General features: G+C 72.9%; 19 protein-coding genes. 6 read left to right on the forward strand and 13 right to left on the reverse strand.

The window, feature by feature from the left end:
- Positions 1–28: 28 nt before the first annotated feature.
- The 3 genes from E4099_RS04015 to E4099_RS04025 all read right to left on the reverse strand — a co-directional run bounded on the left by E4099_RS04015 (position 29) and on the right by E4099_RS04025 (position 2,355).
- Positions 29–355 carry a hypothetical protein gene (locus tag E4099_RS04015; protein ID WP_135337517.1) on the reverse strand — a complete coding sequence of 109 codons (327 nt, stop codon included), beginning with the start codon at positions 353–355 and terminating at the stop codon, positions 29–31.
- A gap of 337 nt (positions 356–692) precedes the next feature.
- On the reverse strand, positions 693–1,010 hold the full coding sequence (locus E4099_RS04020; RefSeq protein WP_135337518.1) for a UBP-type zinc finger domain-containing protein: 318 nt from the start codon (positions 1,008–1,010) through the stop codon (positions 693–695).
- Between the two features lie 169 nt (positions 1,011–1,179).
- Positions 1,180–2,355, reverse strand: a complete 1,176-nt coding sequence (locus E4099_RS04025; RefSeq protein ID WP_135337519.1) for a methyltransferase — start codon at positions 2,353–2,355, stop codon at positions 1,180–1,182.
- Positions 2,356–2,626: 271 nt separating this feature from the next.
- Between E4099_RS04025 and E4099_RS04030 the strand changes: the two genes are divergently transcribed.
- Complete coding sequence (locus E4099_RS04030; protein ID WP_135337520.1) at positions 2,627–3,394, forward strand: polysaccharide deacetylase family protein; 768 nt, start codon at positions 2,627–2,629, stop codon at positions 3,392–3,394.
- 30 nt (positions 3,395–3,424) lie between these two features.
- Here E4099_RS04030 and E4099_RS04035 read toward each other — a convergent pair whose 3' ends face one another.
- From E4099_RS04035 to E4099_RS04050, 4 genes are all read right to left on the reverse strand, one after another.
- Positions 3,425–4,210, reverse strand: a complete 786-nt coding sequence (locus E4099_RS04035; protein ID WP_135337521.1) for a GNAT family N-acetyltransferase — start codon at positions 4,208–4,210, stop codon at positions 3,425–3,427.
- Between the two features lie 132 nt (positions 4,211–4,342).
- Positions 4,343–4,873, reverse strand: a complete 531-nt coding sequence (locus tag E4099_RS04040; RefSeq protein ID WP_135337522.1) for a TerD family protein — start codon at positions 4,871–4,873, stop codon at positions 4,343–4,345.
- Positions 4,874–5,016: 143 nt separating this feature from the next.
- Positions 5,017–5,487: a hypothetical protein gene (locus E4099_RS04045; protein ID WP_135337523.1), complete on the reverse strand. Its 471-nt coding sequence runs from the start codon at positions 5,485–5,487 to the stop codon at positions 5,017–5,019.
- Positions 5,488–5,655: 168 nt separating this feature from the next.
- The gene (locus E4099_RS04050) at positions 5,656–5,916 is read right to left on the reverse strand and encodes a DUF6296 family protein (protein ID WP_386390111.1); all 261 of its coding nucleotides are present in this window, start codon (positions 5,914–5,916) and stop codon (positions 5,656–5,658) included.
- Positions 5,917–6,099: 183 nt separating this feature from the next.
- Between E4099_RS04050 and polX the strand changes: the two genes are divergently transcribed.
- Both polX and E4099_RS04060 read left to right on the forward strand, forming a co-directional pair.
- A complete protein-coding gene (gene polX, locus E4099_RS04055) occupies positions 6,100–7,836 on the forward strand; it encodes a DNA polymerase/3'-5' exonuclease PolX (protein WP_135337524.1) in 1,737 nt (578 codons plus the stop codon).
- A gap of 124 nt (positions 7,837–7,960) precedes the next feature.
- A complete protein-coding gene (locus E4099_RS04060) occupies positions 7,961–8,905 on the forward strand; it encodes an MBL fold metallo-hydrolase (protein ID WP_135337525.1) in 945 nt (314 codons plus the stop codon).
- Positions 8,906–8,935: 30 nt separating this feature from the next.
- On the opposite strand, the gene E4099_RS04065 is transcribed toward E4099_RS04060, so the two are convergent.
- The 5 genes from E4099_RS04065 to E4099_RS04085 all read right to left on the reverse strand — a co-directional run bounded on the left by E4099_RS04065 (position 8,936) and on the right by E4099_RS04085 (position 15,707).
- Positions 8,936–11,278, reverse strand: a complete 2,343-nt coding sequence (locus E4099_RS04065) for a glycoside hydrolase family 65 protein (protein ID WP_135337526.1) — start codon at positions 11,276–11,278, stop codon at positions 8,936–8,938.
- The gene (locus E4099_RS04070) at positions 11,275–12,024 is read right to left on the reverse strand and encodes an HAD family hydrolase (protein ID WP_135337527.1); all 750 of its coding nucleotides are present in this window, start codon (positions 12,022–12,024) and stop codon (positions 11,275–11,277) included. The genes E4099_RS04065 and E4099_RS04070 overlap by 4 nt, the downstream gene beginning before the upstream one ends.
- 103 nt (positions 12,025–12,127) lie before the next feature.
- Positions 12,128–13,129, reverse strand: a complete 1,002-nt coding sequence (locus E4099_RS04075; protein ID WP_135337528.1) for a pseudouridine synthase — start codon at positions 13,127–13,129, stop codon at positions 12,128–12,130.
- A gap of 132 nt (positions 13,130–13,261) precedes the next feature.
- Positions 13,262–14,857: a M4 family metallopeptidase gene (locus tag E4099_RS04080; RefSeq protein WP_167828286.1), complete on the reverse strand. Its 1,596-nt coding sequence runs from the start codon at positions 14,855–14,857 to the stop codon at positions 13,262–13,264.
- 289 nt (positions 14,858–15,146) lie between these two features.
- Entirely contained in the window at positions 15,147–15,707 is a 561-nt protein-coding gene (locus E4099_RS04085) for a carboxymuconolactone decarboxylase family protein (RefSeq protein WP_135337529.1), read from the reverse strand.
- Positions 15,708–15,821: 114 nt separating this feature from the next.
- On the opposite strand from E4099_RS04085, the gene E4099_RS04090 reads away from it, so the two are divergent.
- A complete protein-coding gene (locus E4099_RS04090) occupies positions 15,822–16,313 on the forward strand; it encodes a MarR family winged helix-turn-helix transcriptional regulator (RefSeq protein ID WP_135337530.1) in 492 nt (163 codons plus the stop codon).
- A 266-nt stretch (positions 16,314–16,579) separates the two neighbouring features.
- On the opposite strand, the gene E4099_RS04095 is transcribed toward E4099_RS04090, so the two are convergent.
- Positions 16,580–17,167: a histidine phosphatase family protein gene (locus E4099_RS04095; protein ID WP_135337531.1), complete on the reverse strand. Its 588-nt coding sequence runs from the start codon at positions 17,165–17,167 to the stop codon at positions 16,580–16,582.
- A 219-nt stretch (positions 17,168–17,386) separates the two neighbouring features.
- Here E4099_RS04095 and E4099_RS04100 point away from each other — a divergent pair, with 219 nt between their 5' ends.
- Together E4099_RS04100 and E4099_RS04105 are read left to right on the forward strand one after the other, a co-directional pair.
- Entirely contained in the window at positions 17,387–18,094 is a 708-nt protein-coding gene (locus tag E4099_RS04100; protein ID WP_245244582.1) for an ATP-binding cassette domain-containing protein, read from the forward strand.
- Complete coding sequence (locus E4099_RS04105; protein ID WP_135337532.1) at positions 18,091–19,788, forward strand: hypothetical protein; 1,698 nt, start codon at positions 18,091–18,093, stop codon at positions 19,786–19,788. The genes E4099_RS04100 and E4099_RS04105 overlap by 4 nt, the downstream gene beginning before the upstream one ends.
- Positions 19,789–19,798 lie beyond the last annotated feature (10 nt).

Genomic DNA, 19,798 nt, shown 5'->3' on the forward strand with positions numbered 1-19,798 from the left:
GCTGGGGGTGGAGGATCCGGCGGTGGTCCTACTGGAGCAGGCCGGGAGACGAGAGGTGGACGAGGGACGTGTCCGGCATCAGGGCGGTGACCGGGACCCCGCCGAGCAGGCCCCGGCCTCCGCCGCCCAGCACGCCCTGGGCGTTCGGCAGCGACTGCCCGGTCGGCAGCCCCTGGACGGAGTTCTGCACCGAGCCCCTGTCGGGGGTGGCGTTCTGGAGGGTGTTGGTGACGGGGCCGACCACGCCTTCACCGTCGACATTGGCTCCGAGCGCGAAGGCGGAGCCCGAACCGGCGACGACCGCGGTGGCGCCGATGGTGAGGACACCGAGGGCCTTGATGGTTCCCTGCATCATATGAATTCTGTCCTTGGTATGGGGACTTGAGCGGCATCGCAAAATAGCCGCGTGATCAGTGCCCCCGCAAACAAAGGGAAGCGACCCGCGAGAGCCGCGGATTCCCTCGGAAAATCGCGCGACAGTTCTGGGAATTCCCACTCCCCTGGGAGAAAGCGCTGGTCATCGAAGCATTCGGGTCACGTCGCGGCATGTTCGGGCGTCCTGTGGAGGGGCTGCGGCCGTCCGTCGCGGCGGCGTTTTGGATTTCGGTATTCACCGCAAGGGTGTAATGCGCATTTCATCGCACTGGTGGGTGGTTCCCCCCTGCTTTCCCGCGGTGCTCGGGGGCGGCTGGTCAGGTGGCCCTGGCGGGCGGAGTGCCCTCGATCTCGAAGAGCAGTTCGTCCTGGTAGCACCACCACCAGCCCTCGCCGGGCTCGAACGAGCGGATGAGGGGGTGCCCCGAGGTGCGGAAATGAGCGGTGGCGTGCCGGTTCTTGGAGGAGTCGCAGCACCCCACATGGCCGCAGGTCTGGCACACCCGCAGATGGACCCAGCTGTCGCCGGCCGCCAGGCAGGCCGGGCAGCTGTCGGGGCTGGTCGGGTCCACCGGGCGCGCCTGGTCCAGATGGCCGCACTCGGGCGGGGTGCGCGGTCTGTCGGCGGCGGCCATGCTGGCCTCCCTCGGGCCGGGATCCTTGGACCGGTCCGGTGGCCCGGCCCATGGGATCCACGGTCGCACGCGACGGCCAGGTGTCAAAACGGTGTGCGGTGCCCCGGCCGGCGGCCTGCCGCGGCACGGCCCCGGAAGGCGGTGCCCGATGCCCTGGCCGGGGCCGCCGTCAGCGCTTGACGGCGCGCAGGATCACGAACTTCGGGTCGCTGGCGACCACCTCGCAGTTGCCGAACAGCCGGCGCAGCTTCACGTGGTAGCCCAGATGGCGGTTGCCGATGACCCACAGCTCGCCCCCGGGGCGCAGGGCCTTCCGGGAGCCGGTGAACATCCGCAGGGCCGTCGCCGCGGTGGTCGCCTGGTGGGAGTGGAAGGGCGGGTTGTTGAGCACCACGTCGACCGAGCCCGCGGTGATCTCCGACATCCCGTCCCCCACCAGGAACCGGGCCGCGCGGTCCGGCCCCAGATTGGCGCGGAAGGTGGCCTCGGCCGAGGCCACCGCGGCGTAGGACTCGTCGATGAAGGTCAGCTCCGCCTCCGGGGCGGCGAGCGCGGCGGCCATCCCCACCACGCCGTTGCCGCAGCCCAGGTCCACGATCCGGACCGGGCCCCGAGGGGCCGGCAGATGGCGCAGGAAGAACCGGGTGCCGATGTCCAGGCGATCGGCGCAGAAGATGCCCGCGTGGTTGGTCACCGTGCGGCCGGAGACCGCGCCGGTGTCGGCCGGCAGCGCGTAGCGCATCGGCCAGGGACCGGGCTGCCGGGGCAGGTCGGGGTCCGGGGTGCAGAAGATCAGCCGCGCCTTGCGCACCGCCAGCGAGGTGCGGGTCGGCCCGAGGATCCGCTCGAAGAGCCGCAGTGTGGAGGTGTGGATCTCGGTGACCATGCCGGTGCCCACCACCACCGTTCCCGCGTGCACGGCCGGAGCCAGCCGGTGCAGCTGGTCCTCCAGCAGCGCCAGGCTCTTGGGTACCCGCACCAGCAGGACGTCGATCCGCTCCGGCGGGGCGTCCAGCACCGAGTGCGACAGCACTCGGTCGGCGTCGATCCCGTTCCGCTCGAGGTTGGCCGAGGTCGCCCGCCGCCCCAGGTAGGAGTCGCCGATCTGGACCAGGGGCGGCGCCTGTGCCGAACGCGCTGCCGCGAGGGAGGTGGCCAGCGCGCCCCAGCGGTCGCCCAGGACGGTCACGGCGCCCGACACGTCCGTCGGCGCGGCGTCGTCGATGCCGGCCAGGTGCCGCAGCAGGTATTCGTCAGCCGCGTCCCAGGCGCGCAGGCGGTCGCGGGGGTCCTCGGGGAAGCGGCTGAGCTGGAAAGCGCCCCATGACGTCGTCAAACGGTTCATCGTGCCTTCAGGCTAGCCGAGCCCGGGGCCGGTCCCGGCCGATGGCCCCACCCCGGTATGCACCCCGTGTATACACCTCGCATAGTGTTCTCCCGGTGAGCGCGCCGTCCCGAGCCGCCGCGCCCGGGACGTATGCGCCCGGTCGCCCCGATCCGTGTCGAGCCCGTGCCTGACCACCGCCTGACCCGCGGGGCGCGGTGTCCGTCCGCCGCGGTCTCCGGTACGGGTCGCGCCGCGCATGTTCGTGCCTGAGGACTAGAGGAGTTGCGCCATGCCGAGGAAGAAGTCGGCGATCCGGGGGAGGGTTGCCGCCGCGGTGGCAGCCGTGTCGCTGGTTCTGACAGTGAGTGGCTGCACCACGCTGAACACCACCTCGCCGGAGTCCGCCCGCGCCCAGAAGGACGGCCCCAAGGGGAAGTTCGGGCCGGTGGACTGCCGCAAGGCCAAGTGCGTGGCGCTGACCTTCGACGCCGGCCCCGCCAAGGACACTCCGCACCTGCTGGACATCCTGAAGGAGAAGAAGGTGCACGCCACCTTCTTCCTGCTCGGCAAGAACCACGTGGTGAAGCACCCGGACCTGGTGCGCAGGATCGCCGACGAGGGCCACGAGGTGGCGAACCACACCTGGAGCCACCAGATCCTGACGGACAAGAACGAGTCCGAGATACGCGAGGAACTGTCCCGCACCCAGGACGCCATAGCGAAGATAACCGGCCGCAAGCCGATACTGATGCGCCCGCCGCAGGGGCGCACCGACGACGAGGTCACGAAGGTCAGCAAGGAACTGGGCCTGTCCCAGGTGCTGTGGAGCGTCACCGCCAAGGACTACTCCACCACCGACTCCGACCTCATCAAGAAGCGGGTGCTGGAGCAGGTCGACAGGGACGGCATCATCCTGCTGCACGACATCTACGACGGCACCGTGCCCGCCGTACCGGGCATCATCGACGCCCTGAAGAAGCGGGGCTACACCTTCGTCACCGTGCCGCAGCTGCTGGCCCCCGGAGTGCCGGAGCCGGGAACGGTCTACCGTCCCTGAGCCCCGGCCTCCCGGGGGACCCGTCCCGCCCTACGGTCGCGGCGGTCGGTAGAGGTACGGCGTGGTGGTGGTCAGCGCCTGGAAGCCCAGCCGGGCCAGGATGGGCCGGCTGTCGTCGGAGGCGTCGACCTGGAGGTAGCGGTAGCCGTGTGCCGCCGCGATCCGGGCCCGGTGGGCGACCAGGGCGCGGTAGATGCCCCGGCCGCGCCACTCGGGCGCGGTGCCACCGCCCCACAGGCTCGCGAAGTCCGTGCCGGGCTGCAGTTCCAGCCGCGCCGCGCACACCGGCTGCTCCCCGGCCATCGCGACATAGGCGAAGACCCGGTCCGGCTCCTGCGCGAGCTGGTCCAGCAGCCGCCGGCAGATCCACGAGCCATCGTCGCCGAAGGCCTGCTCGTGGGCGCGGCGGACCAGCTCCACACCGGCGGCGTCGGTCACCTCCAGCAGCTCCACGCCCTGGGGGAGCGCGGCGTCGGTGGGCAGCTCCGCGATCCGGCCGACCATCAGGGTCTCCGGTGGCTCGGCGTCGAACCCGGCGGCCTGGAGCCGCTCGGCCAGATCCGCGGGCCGGTCGTGGGCATAGAGCTTCCACTCGAACTCGCGGCCCAGGGCGGTGAAGTACCGCACCTGGGCCGCGATGGCCTCGTCCGCGCCGGCCTCGTCCAGGTCCGACCACAGCACGCCGTTCCAGGCGTGCTCGGGGCCCACCTGGCGGACGATGTCCGCCAGCCGCTCGACACGGCTCTCGGGCCCGTCCGCCGCCACCTGCCGCCTCATCTGGCGGTCGAAGTCCGCCAGTACCGTCTCATTCGTCACCGGCACACTCCAGCAGTGCCCGGGCCTTCCGGCAAACCGTTTTCCGGCTGCCGGACACGGCGGGCGGCGCGGTCGGAGCAGGCGGCTGGGCGCGGCCCGCGCCCGCGGCCCCGGCCCGCGCCATCCCCGCGGTCAGCCGCCGGTGTTCCCCATCATCTGGGCGAACGCGGTCGGGTCGGCGTCGAAGCCGCGCAGCACCTTGCGGAACCGCCACTCTCCGGAGGAGTCACGGCTCAGTTCACCGACGGTGGCCGCGGTGGCCTCCGGCACCCCGGAGAAGTCCTCGTGGCAGAGCTCCACATAGCCGTCCTTGACGCGGACGGCCGGGTCGGCGACCTCACCGAAGGTGAGCCGGCCCTCGCCCTGCTGGATGGCCACCCCGATGACCACCCGGGTGTACTCGGTGGACATCCGGTACAGCTCCAGGGTCATCACCTCGTCGGCGCCGAAGCCCTGGCCGGTCTTGCTGTCCCGGTTGAGGGTGATGGTGCCGTCAGGGGACCGGCTTCCGAAGTGCACCAGGTACACGGGCGGCCCCTGGGGAGCGGAGGCCGTGTAGGTGGCCGCCACGATGTCCAGGTCGTGGTGGGGCCGACCGGCAGGGCTCGGATCCCACTGAAGAGACACCACGAGCTTCTCGGGCCCCTTGTTGAGACTGCTCACCAACTACCCCTCCTCGCCAACGCAGGGATGACACCTGCTCATCCACGCCCATGGTAGTGCGCGCCACCGACCGCGCCTCCGTCATCACGGGCTGTCAGGCCGGTACGTGACGGACCCGCTGCCGCCACCTTCACCTGATGCCGTCATTCGCCGGTGTCGACGAACCGTCGGACGCGGGCCGCGAGGGCGTCGGTCGCGATGGGCGGCCCCAGCGGTTCCCGTCGCCGTCCCCACAGAGCTTGCGCAGGCAAGAGGTTCGCAAGGCATTCGACGACGTCGACGAAGTGGGCCAGCAGGCCCGAGCTGCTGTCCAGTTCAGGGCCGTAGTGCAGTCGCAGGCCGTCGAAGGGTCCCGGATGGTGGTGCACGACGGATCCCTGCGCCAGGGGATACAGCCAGATGACGGGCTCGTCCGTGCCTTCGTCAAGGATCGCGAAGTAGTCGTCGACCTGCTCGAATCGCAAATGGTCCAGCGATCCCCAACGGGGGTCCGCGGACGGGAAGTTCGGGTGGTCATCGCCGCAGAGACGGAAGACGTCACCGAAGCTGGGCCGCTGCGGCCCGGTGAACATGACATCGATCACGCACTCGTGCTCGACGTTGACGGGAGCCATGGGTTCAAGCCTTCCATTCCAAGACGGCAACCTTGTGCAGCCCGCACCATAACCACCGGCACCGACATCCCCGCTCCCCATCGCTTCCCGTGGCCCGGTCGGCCGCGGGCGCCCCGGGCCGGGTGGGCCAGGCGTGGCTGCGGGTGGTCTCGGCGATGCGCCGGCCCCTCAGCCCGGCACCGGTCCCGGCCCGCCCACCGGCCGTACCCGCAGGGGTGCCGCGTGTGTCTGGTGGCCGCCGCTGGCCAGCATCCGCACCTCGCCGCGGTCGGTGATCTCCGCCTGCACGATGCCCGTCTCGTCCGAGTACACCGGGTGCCCGCCCGGCCCCTTGCGGTCCGAACGGTGGACGATCAGCACATCCTCCGCCGGCTCCTCGGGCCGGTCCGCCTTCGCGAAGACCAGCTCGAACGCCTCGTACTCCACCACGCCGCGCCTCCCGCCACTGCCGGACCCCGGACCCGCCCGCGCGGGCGGCCGGAGCACACGGTGACCCCGTTCCCGGTCCGGAACCCATCCGGCCCGTCCCTGCATCGTGGGGCACCGGCCCGCCGCCCGCACCCGCAGCACCCCGACAGGTGTGGTTCCGCCGCCGCGGGTAACCAGGGGAGCATGACCCGGTCCAACGAGGACATCGCCGCGCTCCTCCAGGAGTACGCCGACCTGATCGCGATCACCGGCGGTGACGCCTTCAAGGCGCGCGCCTACGAGAAGGCCGCCCGGGCGATCGGCGGCCACCCTGTGGACGTGGCCACCCTCGACGCCAAGGGGCTCCAGGAGATCCCCAATGTGGGCCGGTCCATCGCCGACAAAATACGCGAGTACCTGGAGACCGGGCAGATCGCGCTGATCGAGGAGGTACGGGCCTCGATCCCGGCCGGCGTGCGGGAGCTGATGGCCATCCCCGCCCTGGGGCCCAAGAAGGCCCTCGCCCTCTACCAGGAGCTGGAGGTCTCCTCGGTCGACGGGCTGCTGGAGGCGATCCACCAGGAGCGGCTGCGCGATCTGCGCGGCTTCGGGCAGAAGACCGAGGAGAAGATCCTGCACGGCATCGAGCTGATGCAGAAGGCGGGCGGACGGATCCTGCTCAGTGCCGCCATGGACGTCGCCGACCAGGTCGTCGCCGACCTCTCCACCCTCGACGGCTGCGTGGCCTGCACCTATGCCGGCTCGCTGCGCCGGATGCGGGAGACCATCGGCGACATCGACATCCTGGTCGCCGCCGAGCACTCGACCCCCTTCATGGACGCCTTCAGGGAGCTGCCGTACACCGCCGAGGTGATCGCGCACGGGGCCAAGAAGACCTCCATCCGCACCACCAAGGGCCTCCAGGTCGACCTGCGGGTGCTGCCCCCGGACTCCTGGGGAGCCGGGCTCCAGTACTTCACCGGCTCCAAGGCGCACAACATCCGCGTCCGCGAGATGGCGGTACGGCACCGGCTGAAGCTCTCCGAGTACGGACTGTTCCACGCCAAGAGCGGCAGGAAGGTCACCTCCCGGCGGGAGGAGGACATCTACGCCCGGCTCGGCCTGCCCTGGATCCCGCCGACGCTGCGCGAGGACCGCGGCGAGATCGCCGCCGGGCTCCGGGACGAGCTCCCCGAACTCCTCACCGAGCGCGACATCCGCGGTGACCTGCACACCCACACCGACCTCACCGACGGCCTCGCCCCGCTGGAGGAGATGGTCGCCGCCGCGGCCCAGCGCGGATACGCGTACTACGCGGTCACCGACCACGCACCGGACCTGGTGATGCAGCGCATGACCGACGAGAAGATGCTGGCGCAGCGCGAGCGGGTGCGGGAACTCGACCGCAAGCACCGCGGAATGCGGCTGCTGCACGGTACCGAGCTCAACATCGGGCCCGAGGGGGAGGTGGACTGGCCGGCCGAGTTCCTGGCCGGATTCGACGTCTGCGTGGCCTCCGTCCACTCCCACTTCACCCAGAGCCGCGACCAGCTCACCCGGCGGCTCATCCGCGCCTGCGAGAACCCGTACGTGGCGGTCATCGGCCACCCCACCACTCGGCGCATCGGCAAACGGCCGGGCATCGACGCCGACTTCGACGCCGTGTACGCGGCCTGCGCCCGGACCGGCACCGCGCTGGAGGTCAACGGGCACCCGGAGCGCCTCGACCTGGGCGACGAGGAGATCCTGCGCGCCAAGCGGCACGGGGTGAAGTTCGCCGTGGACACCGATGCCCACTCCGTACCGGACCTGGCCCACATGCGCTACGGAGTGGGCACCGCCCAGCGCGCCTGGCTCACCGAGGACGATGTGATCAACGCCTGGCCGCTGCAACGGCTGCGCCGCTTCCTGCGCGAGGGGCGCGAGTGCTCCGGCGGCTGACCCGGCGGCCCTGGCGAGGGGATGGCCCTCGCCCGGACGATCCGCGATCATGGTCGGCGGCGGCGGGGGGTGTTCGGCGGCGACCGGCCGCCACCAGCCCACCGCCGCCAGGAAGTCGGTCGCCATGAGCAGCAACGTCCGGGACTTCGGCACACCCACCGCACCACCGCGCGTCGAGGAGGTCGGCGACGGCGTCTTCGCCTATGTGCAGCCCGACGGCACCTGGTGGGTCAACAACACCGGATTCCTGGTCGGCAGACGCGGCGTGATCAGTGTGGACGCCTGCTCCACCGAGCGGCGCACCCGCGCCTATCTGGAGGCCATCAAGACCACCACCCCGCAGCCGGTGCGCACCCTGGTCAACACCCACCACCACGGCGACCACACCTTCGGCAACCACCTCTTCCGCGGCGCCACCATCGTCGGCCACGAGGGGGTGCGGGACGGGATCCGCGCCTGGGGTCCGCCGCGCTCGGCCCCGTACTGGACCGAGGTCGAGTGGGGCGACTTCGAGCTGGAGCCGCCCTTCCTCACCTACACCGAGGGCGTCACCCTGTGGGTGGACGACCTGCGCTGCGAGGTCCGGCACGTGGGGACGGCCGCCCACACCACCAACGACTCCATCGTGTGGATCCCGGAACAGGGCGTGCTCTTCTGCGGCGACCTGCTGTTCAACGGCGGCACGCCCTTCCTGATGCAGGGCTCGATCGCCGGGGCCGTCACCGTGCTGGAGGAGGTCGTCGCACCGCTGGGCGCGACCACCATCGTCCCCGGGCACGGCCCGGTCGGCGGGCCGGAACTCGTCGACCAGGTGCTCGGCTACCTGCGCTTCGTCCAGCGGACCGCGCGCCGCGGACTGGAGGCCGGGCTGACCCCGCTGGAGACCGCCCGGGAGACCGACCTGGGACCGTACGCCGAACTCGCCGACAGCGAGCGGCTGGTCGGCAACCTGCACCGCGCCTACGCCGAGCTGCGGGGGGCGGGCCCGGGCGCGCCGATCGACTTCCTGGCCGCCATGGACGACATGATCAGCTACAACGGCGGCCGACCGCTGACCTGCCTGGCCTGAGACCGCGACCGGCCCCGGCCGGCGCCCGGTTCAGCGGCGCTCCGGCCGGCGGCCCGGCGGCTGCTGGGGCTCCGGCAGGGCCGGCGGCGGAGGCACCGGCAGCCGCTGCGGGCTCCGGGCGGAGAGGGTCAGCGCCCGCCCGTAGTGGCGGATCTCCAGCGGCGGGCCCTCCAGCAGCGCGTACTCCACGACCGAGCCGGAGATCTCCACCCGCAGCCGGCGGCCCGTCATCTGCACCCTGAACGCCAGCCGGGCCAGCTTCTCCGGCAGCCTGGGCGCGAAGTGCAGCACGCCCTGCTGCTGCCGCATCCCGCCGAGCCCCGTGACCAGGGCCAGCCAGGTGCCGGCCAGCGAGGCGATGTGCAGGCCGTCGCGGGTGTTCTTCTCCAGGTCCTGGAGGTCCATCAGCGCCGCCTCGCCGACGTAGTCGTAGGCCAGCCGCAGATGCCCGACCTCGGCGGCGACCATGGCCTGGCAGCAGGCGGAGAGCGAGGAGTCCCGGACCGTCAGCGCCTCGTAGTAGGCGAAGTTGCGGGCCTTCTGCTCCGGGGAGAATGCGTCGCCGCGCAGGACCATGGCCAGCACCAGGTCCGCCTGCTTGATCACCTGCCGGCGGTACAGGTCGAAGTAGGGGAAGTTGAGCATCAGGGGGTACTGGTCCGGGCGGGTGCCGGCGAAGTCCCAGACCTGGTGGCTGGTGAAGCCCCGGGACTGCTCGTGCACCCCCAGCGCCGAGTTGACGTGGACGGTCATCGCCTCGGCCGCGTCCCGCCAGGCCGCCGCCTCCTCGTCGTCCACCCCCAGCGCCGCGGCCTGCCGCGGAAACCGCTCCGCGAGATCCGCCGCCTCCCGCAGATTCGCCTGCGCCATCAGATTGGTGTACGCGTTGTCGTCCGCCAGCGCGCTGTACTCGTCCGGACCGGTCACCCCGTCGATGTGGAACCGGCCGTGGTGGTCGTGGTGGCCCAGCGAGCGCCACAGCCGGGCGATCTCCACCAGCAGCTCCACTCCGGTGTCCCGGGCGAAGTCGGTGTCGCCGGTGGTCTCCACGTAGCGCACCACCGCATGGGCGATGGCGGCGTTCACATGGAAGGCGGCGGCGCCGGCCGGCCAGTATCCGGAGCACTCGGCGCCGTCGATGGTCCGCCAGGGGAACGCGGCACCCTGGTGCCCCAGCTGCCGGGCCCGCTCCCGGGCGGCCGGCAGTGTGGCGTGCCGCCAGCGCAGCGCCTCGGCCACCGATTGCGGCGCGGTGTACGTCAGCACCGGCAGGACGAACATCTCGGTGTCCCAGAACGAGTGCCCGTCATAACCGGAGCCGGTGAGCCCCTTCGCCGGGATCGCCCGCTCCTCGCTTCGGGCCCCGGCCTGGAGCACGTGGAACAGTCCGAAGCGGACCGCCTGCTGGATCTCGGCGTCCCCCTCCACCTCGACGTCCGCACGGCTCCAGAAGTCGTCCAGATAGGCGCGCTGCTGGTCCAGCAGCCCCTGCCACCCGGTGCTGCGGGCGCCGGCCAGCGCCGCGTCCACCTGGTCCCGCACCGCGGGCAGCGAACGGGTGGCGGACCAGCCGTAGGCGACCAGCTTCTCCAGGCGCAGCGTCTGCCCCTTCTCCAACACCGTGGTCACGGTCAGCCGGCCCAGGTCGTCCCCGCTCTCCGCGGAGGTGCTCACCGGTCCGGGGGCCCGCACCAGGTGCTCGGCGGCGGTGGCGATCCGCAGCCCGCTGCGCCGGGTGCGGTGCACCAGCCGCAGCCGGGTGCCCTCCACCGCGTGCTCCTCCGGCTCCAGCGGCGACTCCAGGGCCGCGGCCACCCGCGGATCGCCGCCCGCACTCGGCAGCTGCTCGTTGGCGACCAGCTCGGACTGCACCACCAGCCGCACCTGGGCGTCCACCGGTTCCACCTCGTAGGCGATGCCGGCCACCGCGCGCTGGGTGAAGGAGACCAGCCGGGTCGAGCGCACCCGGACGGTGCGGCCGGCCGGGGAGGTCCACTCGCAGCTGCGGCGCAGCACCCCGGCCCGCAGGTCGAGCACCCGCTCGTGGTGGAGCAGCCGGCCGTAGCGCAGATCGAAGGGTTCGTCGTCCACCAGCAGCCGGATCAGCTTGCCGTTGCTGACGTCGATCACGGTCTGCCCGGACTCGGGATTGCCGTAGCCCGCCTCCGCGTACGGCATCGGGCGCAGCTCGTACACTCCGTTGAGGTAGGAGCCGGGCAGGCCGTGCGGCTCGCCCTCGTCGAGGTTGCCGCGCCAGCCGACATGGCCGTTGGAGAGCGCGAACAGCGACTCGCTCTGCGGCAGCACGTCCAGGTGCAGCTCGGTCTCGCGCAGGCACCAGGGTTCGACGGGGTAGGCGTCATGGCTGATCATGCCCGCTCCTCCAGCAGCTCGGCGAGATCCTCGACGACGATGTCCGCGCCGTGGAGCCGCAGCTGGTCGGCCTGGCCGACCCGGTCCACGCCGACCACGTATCCGAAGTGGCCGGCCCGCCCGGCGTCCATCCCGGCCAGCGCGTCCTCGAAGACGGCCGCCTGGGACGGTGCCGCCTCCAGCCGGCGGGCCGCCTCCAGGAAGGTGTCCGGGCGCGGCTTGCCCGGCAGCCCCAGTTCGGCGGCGACGACCCCGTCCACCCGTACCTCCAGCCAGTCCGTCAGGCCGGCCGAGGCGACCACGTCCCGGCAGTTGGCGCTGGAGGACACCACCGCGGTGCGCAGCCCGGCCTCCCGCACCGCCCGCAGGTAGCGCACCGAGCCCGGGTACGCCGCCACCCCCTCCCGGCGGATCTTCTCCAGCAGCAGGGCGTTCTTGCGATTGCCGACCCCCCACACGGTGTCCCGGTCCGGCGGGTCGTCGGGCAGGCCCTCGGGCAGTTCGATGCCGCGGGAGGCCAGGAAGGTGCGGACCCCGTCGGCGCGCGGCCGGCCGTCCACGTACTCGTCGTAGTCGTGCACCGGGTCGAACGGCAGGAAGCCGGGTCCGTCCCGCCGGCGCAGAAAGGCGTCGAAGGTCTCCCGCCAGGCGGCGGCGTGCACCACCGCGGTCTGCGTCAGCACACCGTCGAGGTCGAACAGGCAGGTGGTGATCGCGGCCGGCAGCCCGAGCGTGGACGTGGTCATGCGTCGCTTGTCCCCAGGCACCCCCGCGGGCATTCCTCAGCCGGGGAGATCTCGCACGGCTGGCCGTCCGATCCCCGGGGGCGAGCGGGCGGCCGCGCCTCGGCTACCGGCCCGGTCGGTCCCGGTCAGCCCGGTCCGCCGCGCCGACCGGGGAGGCCGCCGGACGGTACGGGGCCGCCCAGTCCGCGTGGCAGGTCCATGCGCGGAGCGTGCGGCGGCTGGTGAAGCGGTGCTCCGCGCCGGTCACCGGATCGGTGAACTCCAACACCTTGGCCAGCAACTGCAGGGGCCGCCCGAAATCCCCCGGGGCCGGGTCGGTGACCCGCGGATACACCGGGTCGCCCAGGATCGGCACCCCCAGGCCGGACATGTGCAGCCGCAGCTGGTGGGTCCGCCCGGTGAGCGGCAGCAGCCGGTAGCGGCCCAGGCCGGCCCGGTGCTCCACCAGCTCGATCCGGCTCTCGCTGTTGGGCGCGCCGGGCACCTCGCGCGCCGCGATCACCCCGCGCTCCTTGACGATGCGGCTGCGCACCGAGCACGGCAGGGCCAGCCCCGGCCGGTGGGGGGCGACGGCCTCGTACTCCTTGCGCACCCGCCGGTCCTGGAAGAGCGACTGGTACGCGCTGCGGTGCTCGGGCCTGGCCACGAACATCACCACGCCCGCGGTCAGCCGGTCCAGCCGGTGCGCCGGGCTGAGCGCGGGCAGCCCGAGCTGGCGGCGCAGCCGGACCAGCGCGGTCTCGGCCACATGGCTGCCGCGCGGGGTGGTGGCCAGGAAGTGCGGCTTGTCCACCACGACCAGGGACTCGTCGCGGTAGAGGATCTCCAGCTCGAAGGGGACCGGCAGCTCCGGCTCCAGCGGCCGGTAGAACCACAGGTACGTCCCGGGGGCGAAGGGCGCGTCCGGGGCGATCGGCCCGTCCGTCCCGACGATCCCGCCCTCCTGGAAGAGCGCGTCGATCAGCCCGGCGGCCACCGGCAGCCGCTGGACCAGGTGGTCCCGGACGGTCGGCCAGGGGCCCTCGGCGGGCAGCCGCAGCCGGACCGGGTCGATGCCGTCCCGTTGTGGCAGTGGAGCTGGGGGAACCGGTGTTCTGCGTCTCATCTCCAGCCAGCGTATCCCGGCCCGGTCCCTCGCGGTCCCGCCCTCCCCGGGGAGCCCGGGGAGCCTCGAGGACACGGGGGTGCCGCGCCCGGCGCGGGCGCCGGGCGCGGCAGGAGGTTCCCGGTGCCGGGATCAGATGACGTTGACCGCCTTCCAGGCCGCCGCCACCGTGGCGTACTCGGCGCTGGTGCTGCCGTACAGGTCGGCCGCGGCCTTCAGCGACGCGGCCCGGGCGCCCTTGAAGTCCGTGGTGGAGGTCATGTAGACGGTCAGCGCGCGGTACCAGATCTTGGCGACCTTCTGGTTGCCGATGCCGGTGACCGTGGAGTTGTCGTAGGTCGGGCTGTTGTACTGGACACCGTTGACGGTCTTGGTGCCGCTGCCCTCACTGGCCAGGTAGAACCAGTGGTTGGCCACGCCCGAGGAGTTGTGCACGTCGAGCTGGCCCACCTTGCGCGACCAGTAGTCGGCCGACCGGCCGTCCAGCGAGGGCTTGTCGAAGCGCCGCAGCCACGGCGGGGTGGACTGGTCGCTGAACAGGTAGTCGGGGGTGTCGACGGGGTTGTTCGCGTACCACTCGACCATGGTGCCGAAGATGTCGCTGGTGGCCTCGTTGAGGCCGCCGGACTCGCCGCTGTAGCGCAGGTTGGCGGTGGCGCTGGTGACGCCGTGGGTCATCTCGTGGCCCATGGTGTCCAGGTCGACCTGCTCGGGGTCGGTGACCCCGTCGCCGTCGCCGGTCATCATGCAGAAGCAGGAGTCCGACCACTGGGCGTTGTCCCAGTTGGTGCCCACGTGCACGAAGACGGTGGCGCCCTTGCCGTCGTTCTTGATGCCGCTGCGGCCGAAGGTGTTCTTGTAGTAGTCGTACGTCCAGGCGGTGTTGGCGTGGGCGTCGACGGCCGCGGTGGCGCGGTCGGTGGAGAACTTCTTCCCGTCGCCCCAGATGTTGTCCGCGTCGGTGAACAAGGTGCCCGAGGAGGCGTTGAGCGAGCTGCTGGACACGTTGTGCGCGTCCTTGGTGATGGTGCCGCGCAGCGGGTCCTTGAGGGCGTAACCGCCGTCCGTCTGCTGGGTGGTGTCGATCGGCACATCGCCGGTGTACTCGGAGTGGCCGGTGCCGCTCGCCTGGCGCTCGGAGTCGTAGGACTCGATCGTCTTGCCGTCGGCCGCGTCGGTGACCACCACCTGGCCGGCCGGCTCGCCGTGCGCGCCGGTGCCCTGCACGGTGGTCTGCCAGGCGAGCCGCGGGGTGCCGTCGGCGGCCCAGACGACCAGCTTCGGGGAGGACTTGGCGTGCCGCACGCCCTCCGCGCTCTTCAGCGCGGTGGCCGCGGTGCGCTGCGGCGAGACCGCGGGAGTGATGATCTTCACCGCCACCTCGTGGGCTCTGGCCCGGCTGAGCCCCTGGTACCTGCCGTCGGAGCTCTGGTGCACCACCAGGTCGCCGCCGATGACGGGCAGTCCGCGGTAGGTGCGGTCGAAGCGGACGTGCTGGGTGCCGTCCGCGTCGATGATGACGTCCTTGACCTTCAGGGCCTGGCCGGCGCCGAAGCCGAAGGTGTCGGCGTGCCGGGTCACGTTGGCCTTGGCCTGCGCGATCACGCTCGCACGACCGGGCTGGGCGGCGGCGGGGGTGCTGACCTGGAGTCCGGCGGCGACCAGGGCCGAGGCGGCGGCGAGGGTCGCGGCGGCTATCCGGCGCCGATGTGCAGGGGTCGATATCACACTGGCTCCTCAGAGTGGGGGAGAGACCGAATGTCGTTGAGAGCATGACAATGACGATCAGAAAATGCGATAACTTGATCATTTTTTGCTCAAAGATTGCAGATTCTGATCGTGTGACTCCGGGCAACGGAATTGCGCCCATCGCTTCCTGGCGTCACGTCAGGTGAATCGAGGCGGCGGGTGGTCCGGCCCTTCGGTGGGCCTCCTCGGTGCCGGTGCCGGAATCGCGAACGCCCCGCACCCTTGCCGGGTGAGGGGCGTTCGCGGGGGCTGCCTGCCGGTGCCCTGCCTACGGCTGAGGCTCCCAGGCGTAGGGCGCCAGCGGCTCGTCCAGCGGTGCCCCGGTCAGCCGGTTGGCCAGGGTGGACAGGGTGTAGGTGCCGATGCCCAGCACCACTTCGAGTGCCTGCCTCGGGGTGTGGCCGTGGTCCAGGAAGGCGCGCAGCTCCTCCTGCGGTACCGCGCCCGCGGTCGCCAGGGCCCGCAGGGTGAACTGCCGCACCGCCTCCAGGCGTGCGTCCGGCAGGGGCTGCCCGGCGCGCAGCGCCTCGACCAGCTCCGGTGCCGCGGCGAGCGCGGTGAGCTTCTTGGTGTGCATGGCGACGCAGAGGTGGCAGGCGTTGCGGGTGGCCATCGTCATGACGACCACCTCGCGCGCCAGCGGGTCGAGCGAGGTGGTCTCGAACAGGGCGCTCAGTCGCAGGAAGCCGTCCAGGAGTTGCGGGGACTCGGCCAACAGGCCCACCGCGGCCGGGAGGTATCCCATGCGCCGCTCGGTGGCCTCCAGGGTGCCGCGCGCGGCGGGGGGAGCGGTGTCGAGGGTGTGCTGGGTGAAGGGCTGCCAGGTCATGGTGGAACTCCGGTGTGAGGGTACGGCGCGGCGCGGCGCGCACGGCTGGGGCCGCGGCCCGTAAGATGGACAACGTGGTTGACCAAAAAGTAAACCAGGTTGTCGAGGTGCGCAATGGGTGACTCCCCGCCGCAGGGTGCCGAGCGGGCCGGCCATGGCTTCGAGCTGCCGTTGCTGCTCTTCGCCGGCTTCCGCTCGCTCATCGACCAACTCCACGCGGAACTGGCCCGCGAGGGCCACCCGGACCTCCGTCCCGCCTTCGGCTTCGCCATGCAGGCCATCGGGCCGGACGGCACCACCGCCAGCGAACTCGGCCGCCGGCTGGGCGTCTCCAAGCAGGCGGCGGGCAAGACGGCGGACCGCCTGGAGGCCCTCGGCTATGTGGAGCGGGCCGGCGACATCAGGGACGCGCGGCGCAAGGTGATCCGGCTGACCCCGCGCGGCGTGGAGGCGCTGGTCCGGTCGGCCGCCGTCTTCGACCAGCTGCGCGCCCAGTGGGCCCAGGCGCTGGGAGAACGCAGACTGGCCGAACTCGAGGCGGATCTGCGCAGGATGGCACCCGCGACGGCGCTGCGGGTGGATGTGGCGGGCTGGTTCGGAACCTGAGGCGGCCCGCGGCGCCTGGCGGTGGGTGGCGTCGGCGTGGGGTGCGGCGGGCTGTTCGGACGCCGAGACGTCCCGCGGCCCTCGCCGGTAGGAGGCGCCGGCGCGGGGCGCGGCGGGCTGGTTCGGAAGCCCAGACGGCCCGCGGCGCCTGCCGGAAGGCGGAGGCGGCGCGGGCGCGGCGACTCCTCGGCCGCGGCGTTGACCCTCCGCTCCCGGCCCGCGGCGGACTGTCCTCCCACGGCCGAGGGGTGCCGGCGGGGCTGCCGCTAGGGCACGTTCCAGCCGGAGAGGCACGGCTGGCCGTCCTCGGTGGCCAGGAAACCGAGGGTGCCGGGATGCGGGTGGCCGAGCAGTCGGGCGGCCGACGCCTCAAGGCCGAGCCAGCGCACGGCCAGGATGCGCGCGAGGTGGCCGTGCGCGACGACGGCCACGTCGCCGTCGGCCAGCAGCGGACGGATCCGGCCCAGCACCGCGTCCGTGCGCGCGGCCACCTGGGAGAGCAGCTCGCCGGGACGGTCGGCACCCCCGGGCGCGACGCCGTCCCGCCACAGGTCCCAGCCCGGCCTCAGCTCCTGGATCCGCGCGGCGGTCAGACCCTCATAGGCGCCGTAGTCCCACTCCACCAGATCGGGATCGGCCGTGGCACCGGTCAACCCCGCCAGCTCGGCCGTCCGTACGGCGCGACTCAGCGGACTGCTGAACACCGCGACCAGCCGGCGTCGGGCCAGCTTCGGGCCGAGCGCCCTGGCCGCCGCCTCGCCCGCCGCGGTCAGTGGGACGTCGGTGCGGCCGGCGTGCCGGCCGGACAGGCTCCACTCGGTCTGGCCATGCCTGATCACTATCAGTTCACCCATGGCCCGCACCGTATCCGAGGTGTGGGCTCCGCCCTCCGATGTCGACCGCACGCCCCCGGGCCCCGGTCCGGCCGGAACCGGACCACCGGCCGGGTCGGCCAAGCGGCCCGGGAGCACGAGGAATTAGGGTCACGGAGAGATCACCGGAGGCGGCGGGCCCACGGGGTCGACGCAGTCGACGGTTACGACGGAAACGCCCGGGACGACGGGGAGAGCGGCATGGGCATGGGTGAGCGGGGCGGGGGCGCGCTGCTGCGACTGCGTGGGGTGAGCCGTACCTACGGGGAGCGGCAGGCGCTGCGTCCCCTGGATCTGGACCTGGCGGCCGGCGGATGCACGGTGCTGTTCGGGCACAACGGCTCGGGCAAGTCCACCCTGCTGCGCATCGCCGCCGGCCGGGACACCCCGACCGGCGGCACCGCGCTCTTCGACGGGCGGCCGGTCAGCGAGGACGATCCCGAGGTACGGGCCCGGGTCGCGGTGGTCGGCGACATGGCGGCCTGCTACCCGGACCTGACCGTCCGGGAGCATCTGGAACTCGTCGCCGTGGCGCACGCGGTGGCCGACGCGGACGACTGGATCGACCAGGTGCTGGCCGACCGGCGGCTGGCCGACCACGCGCACGCGCTGCCGGCCTCGCTCTCCTCCGGCCAGATGCAGTCGATGCTGCTGGCCGCCGCCCTGGTGCGCCCCCGCGACCTGCTCATCCTCGACGAACCCGAGCAGCGGCTGGACCCGGACGCCCGCCGGCGGCTCGCTCGACTGCTGCTCGCCGAGCGGGCGGACGGTGTGGCGGTGCTGCTCGCCACCCACCAGGCCGAACTGGCCGTGGAGGTCGCGGACCGGATGGTGGCGCTGGAGGACGGCCGGGTGATCGCCGAGGGCGCCCCGACCGAGGTCCTGGAGCAGTTGGGACACCGTTCGTGACCGCCGCGGCGGACACCGGCCAGAGCACTCTGCCGGCCGAACCGGACGGCTGGGACCCGGTCGAGGACGACCGCACCGCCGAGGTCCGGCGGCTGCTGCGCGCCAAGCGCCGAGCCCACCGGCGGCAGCGGAACCGCGACCTCGCCGTGCTGGTCTACGCCCTGGTGCTGATGGCGGTCGGGTACGGCGGCGGCTACACCTACCACTTCCTGCGGCAGGTGCGGATCGGCGCCGACCACGGCGGACTGGGCCAGGACATCCAGCACGCCCTGCCCGCCGCGTTCACCCTGCTCACCCTGGCGGCCGGGCTGCTGGCGGCGCGGGACGCGCGATGGCGCGGGCCGGTGGTGGTCCCCGGGCCCACGGTGGGCTGGCTGCTGGCCCAGCCGGTGCGCCGCGCCGCGGTGCTGCGCCCCTGGCTGTGGCTGTCGGCCGGGCTCTCGGTGCTCGCCGCGCTGCTGCCGGCCGCCGCCCTGGTGGCGCTGCTGCGGGCCACCCGGCTGGCGGGGTCGGGCGAGGCGGCGCTCGCCGTACTGCCGGCCGCGGTGTGCCTGCCGCTGCTCGCGGTGGCGCTGGCGATGGCGGTGGAGAGCCGCCCCGGCTGGGCCGAGCGGGTGGGCCGCTGGACACCCCTGGCCGTGGCCCTGCTCGGGCTGCTTGCCGTGCAGGGGTGGCTGGCGGTCACCGGGCGGCGCAGCGGGGTGCTGGAGCGGGTGGAACTGTGGTCCGGGCCATGGGGCTGGGCGGCGCAGCCCGTGCTGCGGGCGACCGGCGAGCGGGCCGCCGGCTGGCCGGCCGCCATCGCCGCCCTGCTGCTGACCACCGCCGCCGCCATGGTGGCAGCCCACCGGGCGGTGCCGCGGCTCTCCCACGCCCAGCTGCGGCGGCGGGCCGCGACGGTCTCCGTGGTCCGGGCCGGGCTGTGGACCATGGAGCCGCGCACCGCCGGCCTGGCGATATCCGAGGCCGCGGGCGGTACGGTCCGCCGCCAGGTGCGGCTGCGCCCACCGCGTGGCCGCCGGACGGTCGTCCTCTGGCGGGACACGCTGGCCCTGCTGCGTACACCGGGCCGGCTGGGCAGGGCAGCCGTCTGGGCGGCCTGCGCCTCGGCGGCGGCCGGGGGTGCGGGTTCGGCCGGCGGCCAGGGGGGCGTCATCCTGCTGGTCCTGGCCCTCGCCCTGGGCTACGCGGCGGTCTCGGCACTGGCCGAGCCGGCCCGGCTGGAGACCGACGACCTGCGCCGCTCGGCCTGGTCGCCGCTGCGGCTGCGTACCCTGATGCGCTGGCACACGGTGCTGCCGGCAGCCCTCGGCACCCTGCTGGCGCTGCTGGCCGCGGTGCCCTGGGCGCTGGCCGGCCGGCCTCAGGCGCTGCTGCTGATGCCGCTGTGCGCGCCGCCGCTGGCGGCGGCGGCCGTGGTGGGTGCCTGCCGCGGCCCGGTCCGTACCGAGCTGCTGTTCACCGGTATCGCGACGCCGGCCGGTGACCCGGGTCCGGCGCTGTTCGTGCTCTGGTACCTGGCGGCGCCGCTGATCTCGATCGGCTCGCTGGCGTTCGCCCTGCACGGCGCGCCGGCCGGCACGGTGGACGCGGTGACCGCCGGCCGGGTGCTGGCCGCCGCCGCGGCGCTGACCGGAGGGCTGCTGCTGCGCGCGGCCCGTGGCGCCGACCGGCTGGTGGGCCGGGGCCGATGAGGCCGGGCGC

The organism is Streptomyces palmae (assembly GCF_004684805.1).
In the GTDB taxonomy this organism is placed as follows: domain Bacteria; phylum Actinomycetota; class Actinomycetes; order Streptomycetales; family Streptomycetaceae; genus Streptomyces; species Streptomyces palmae.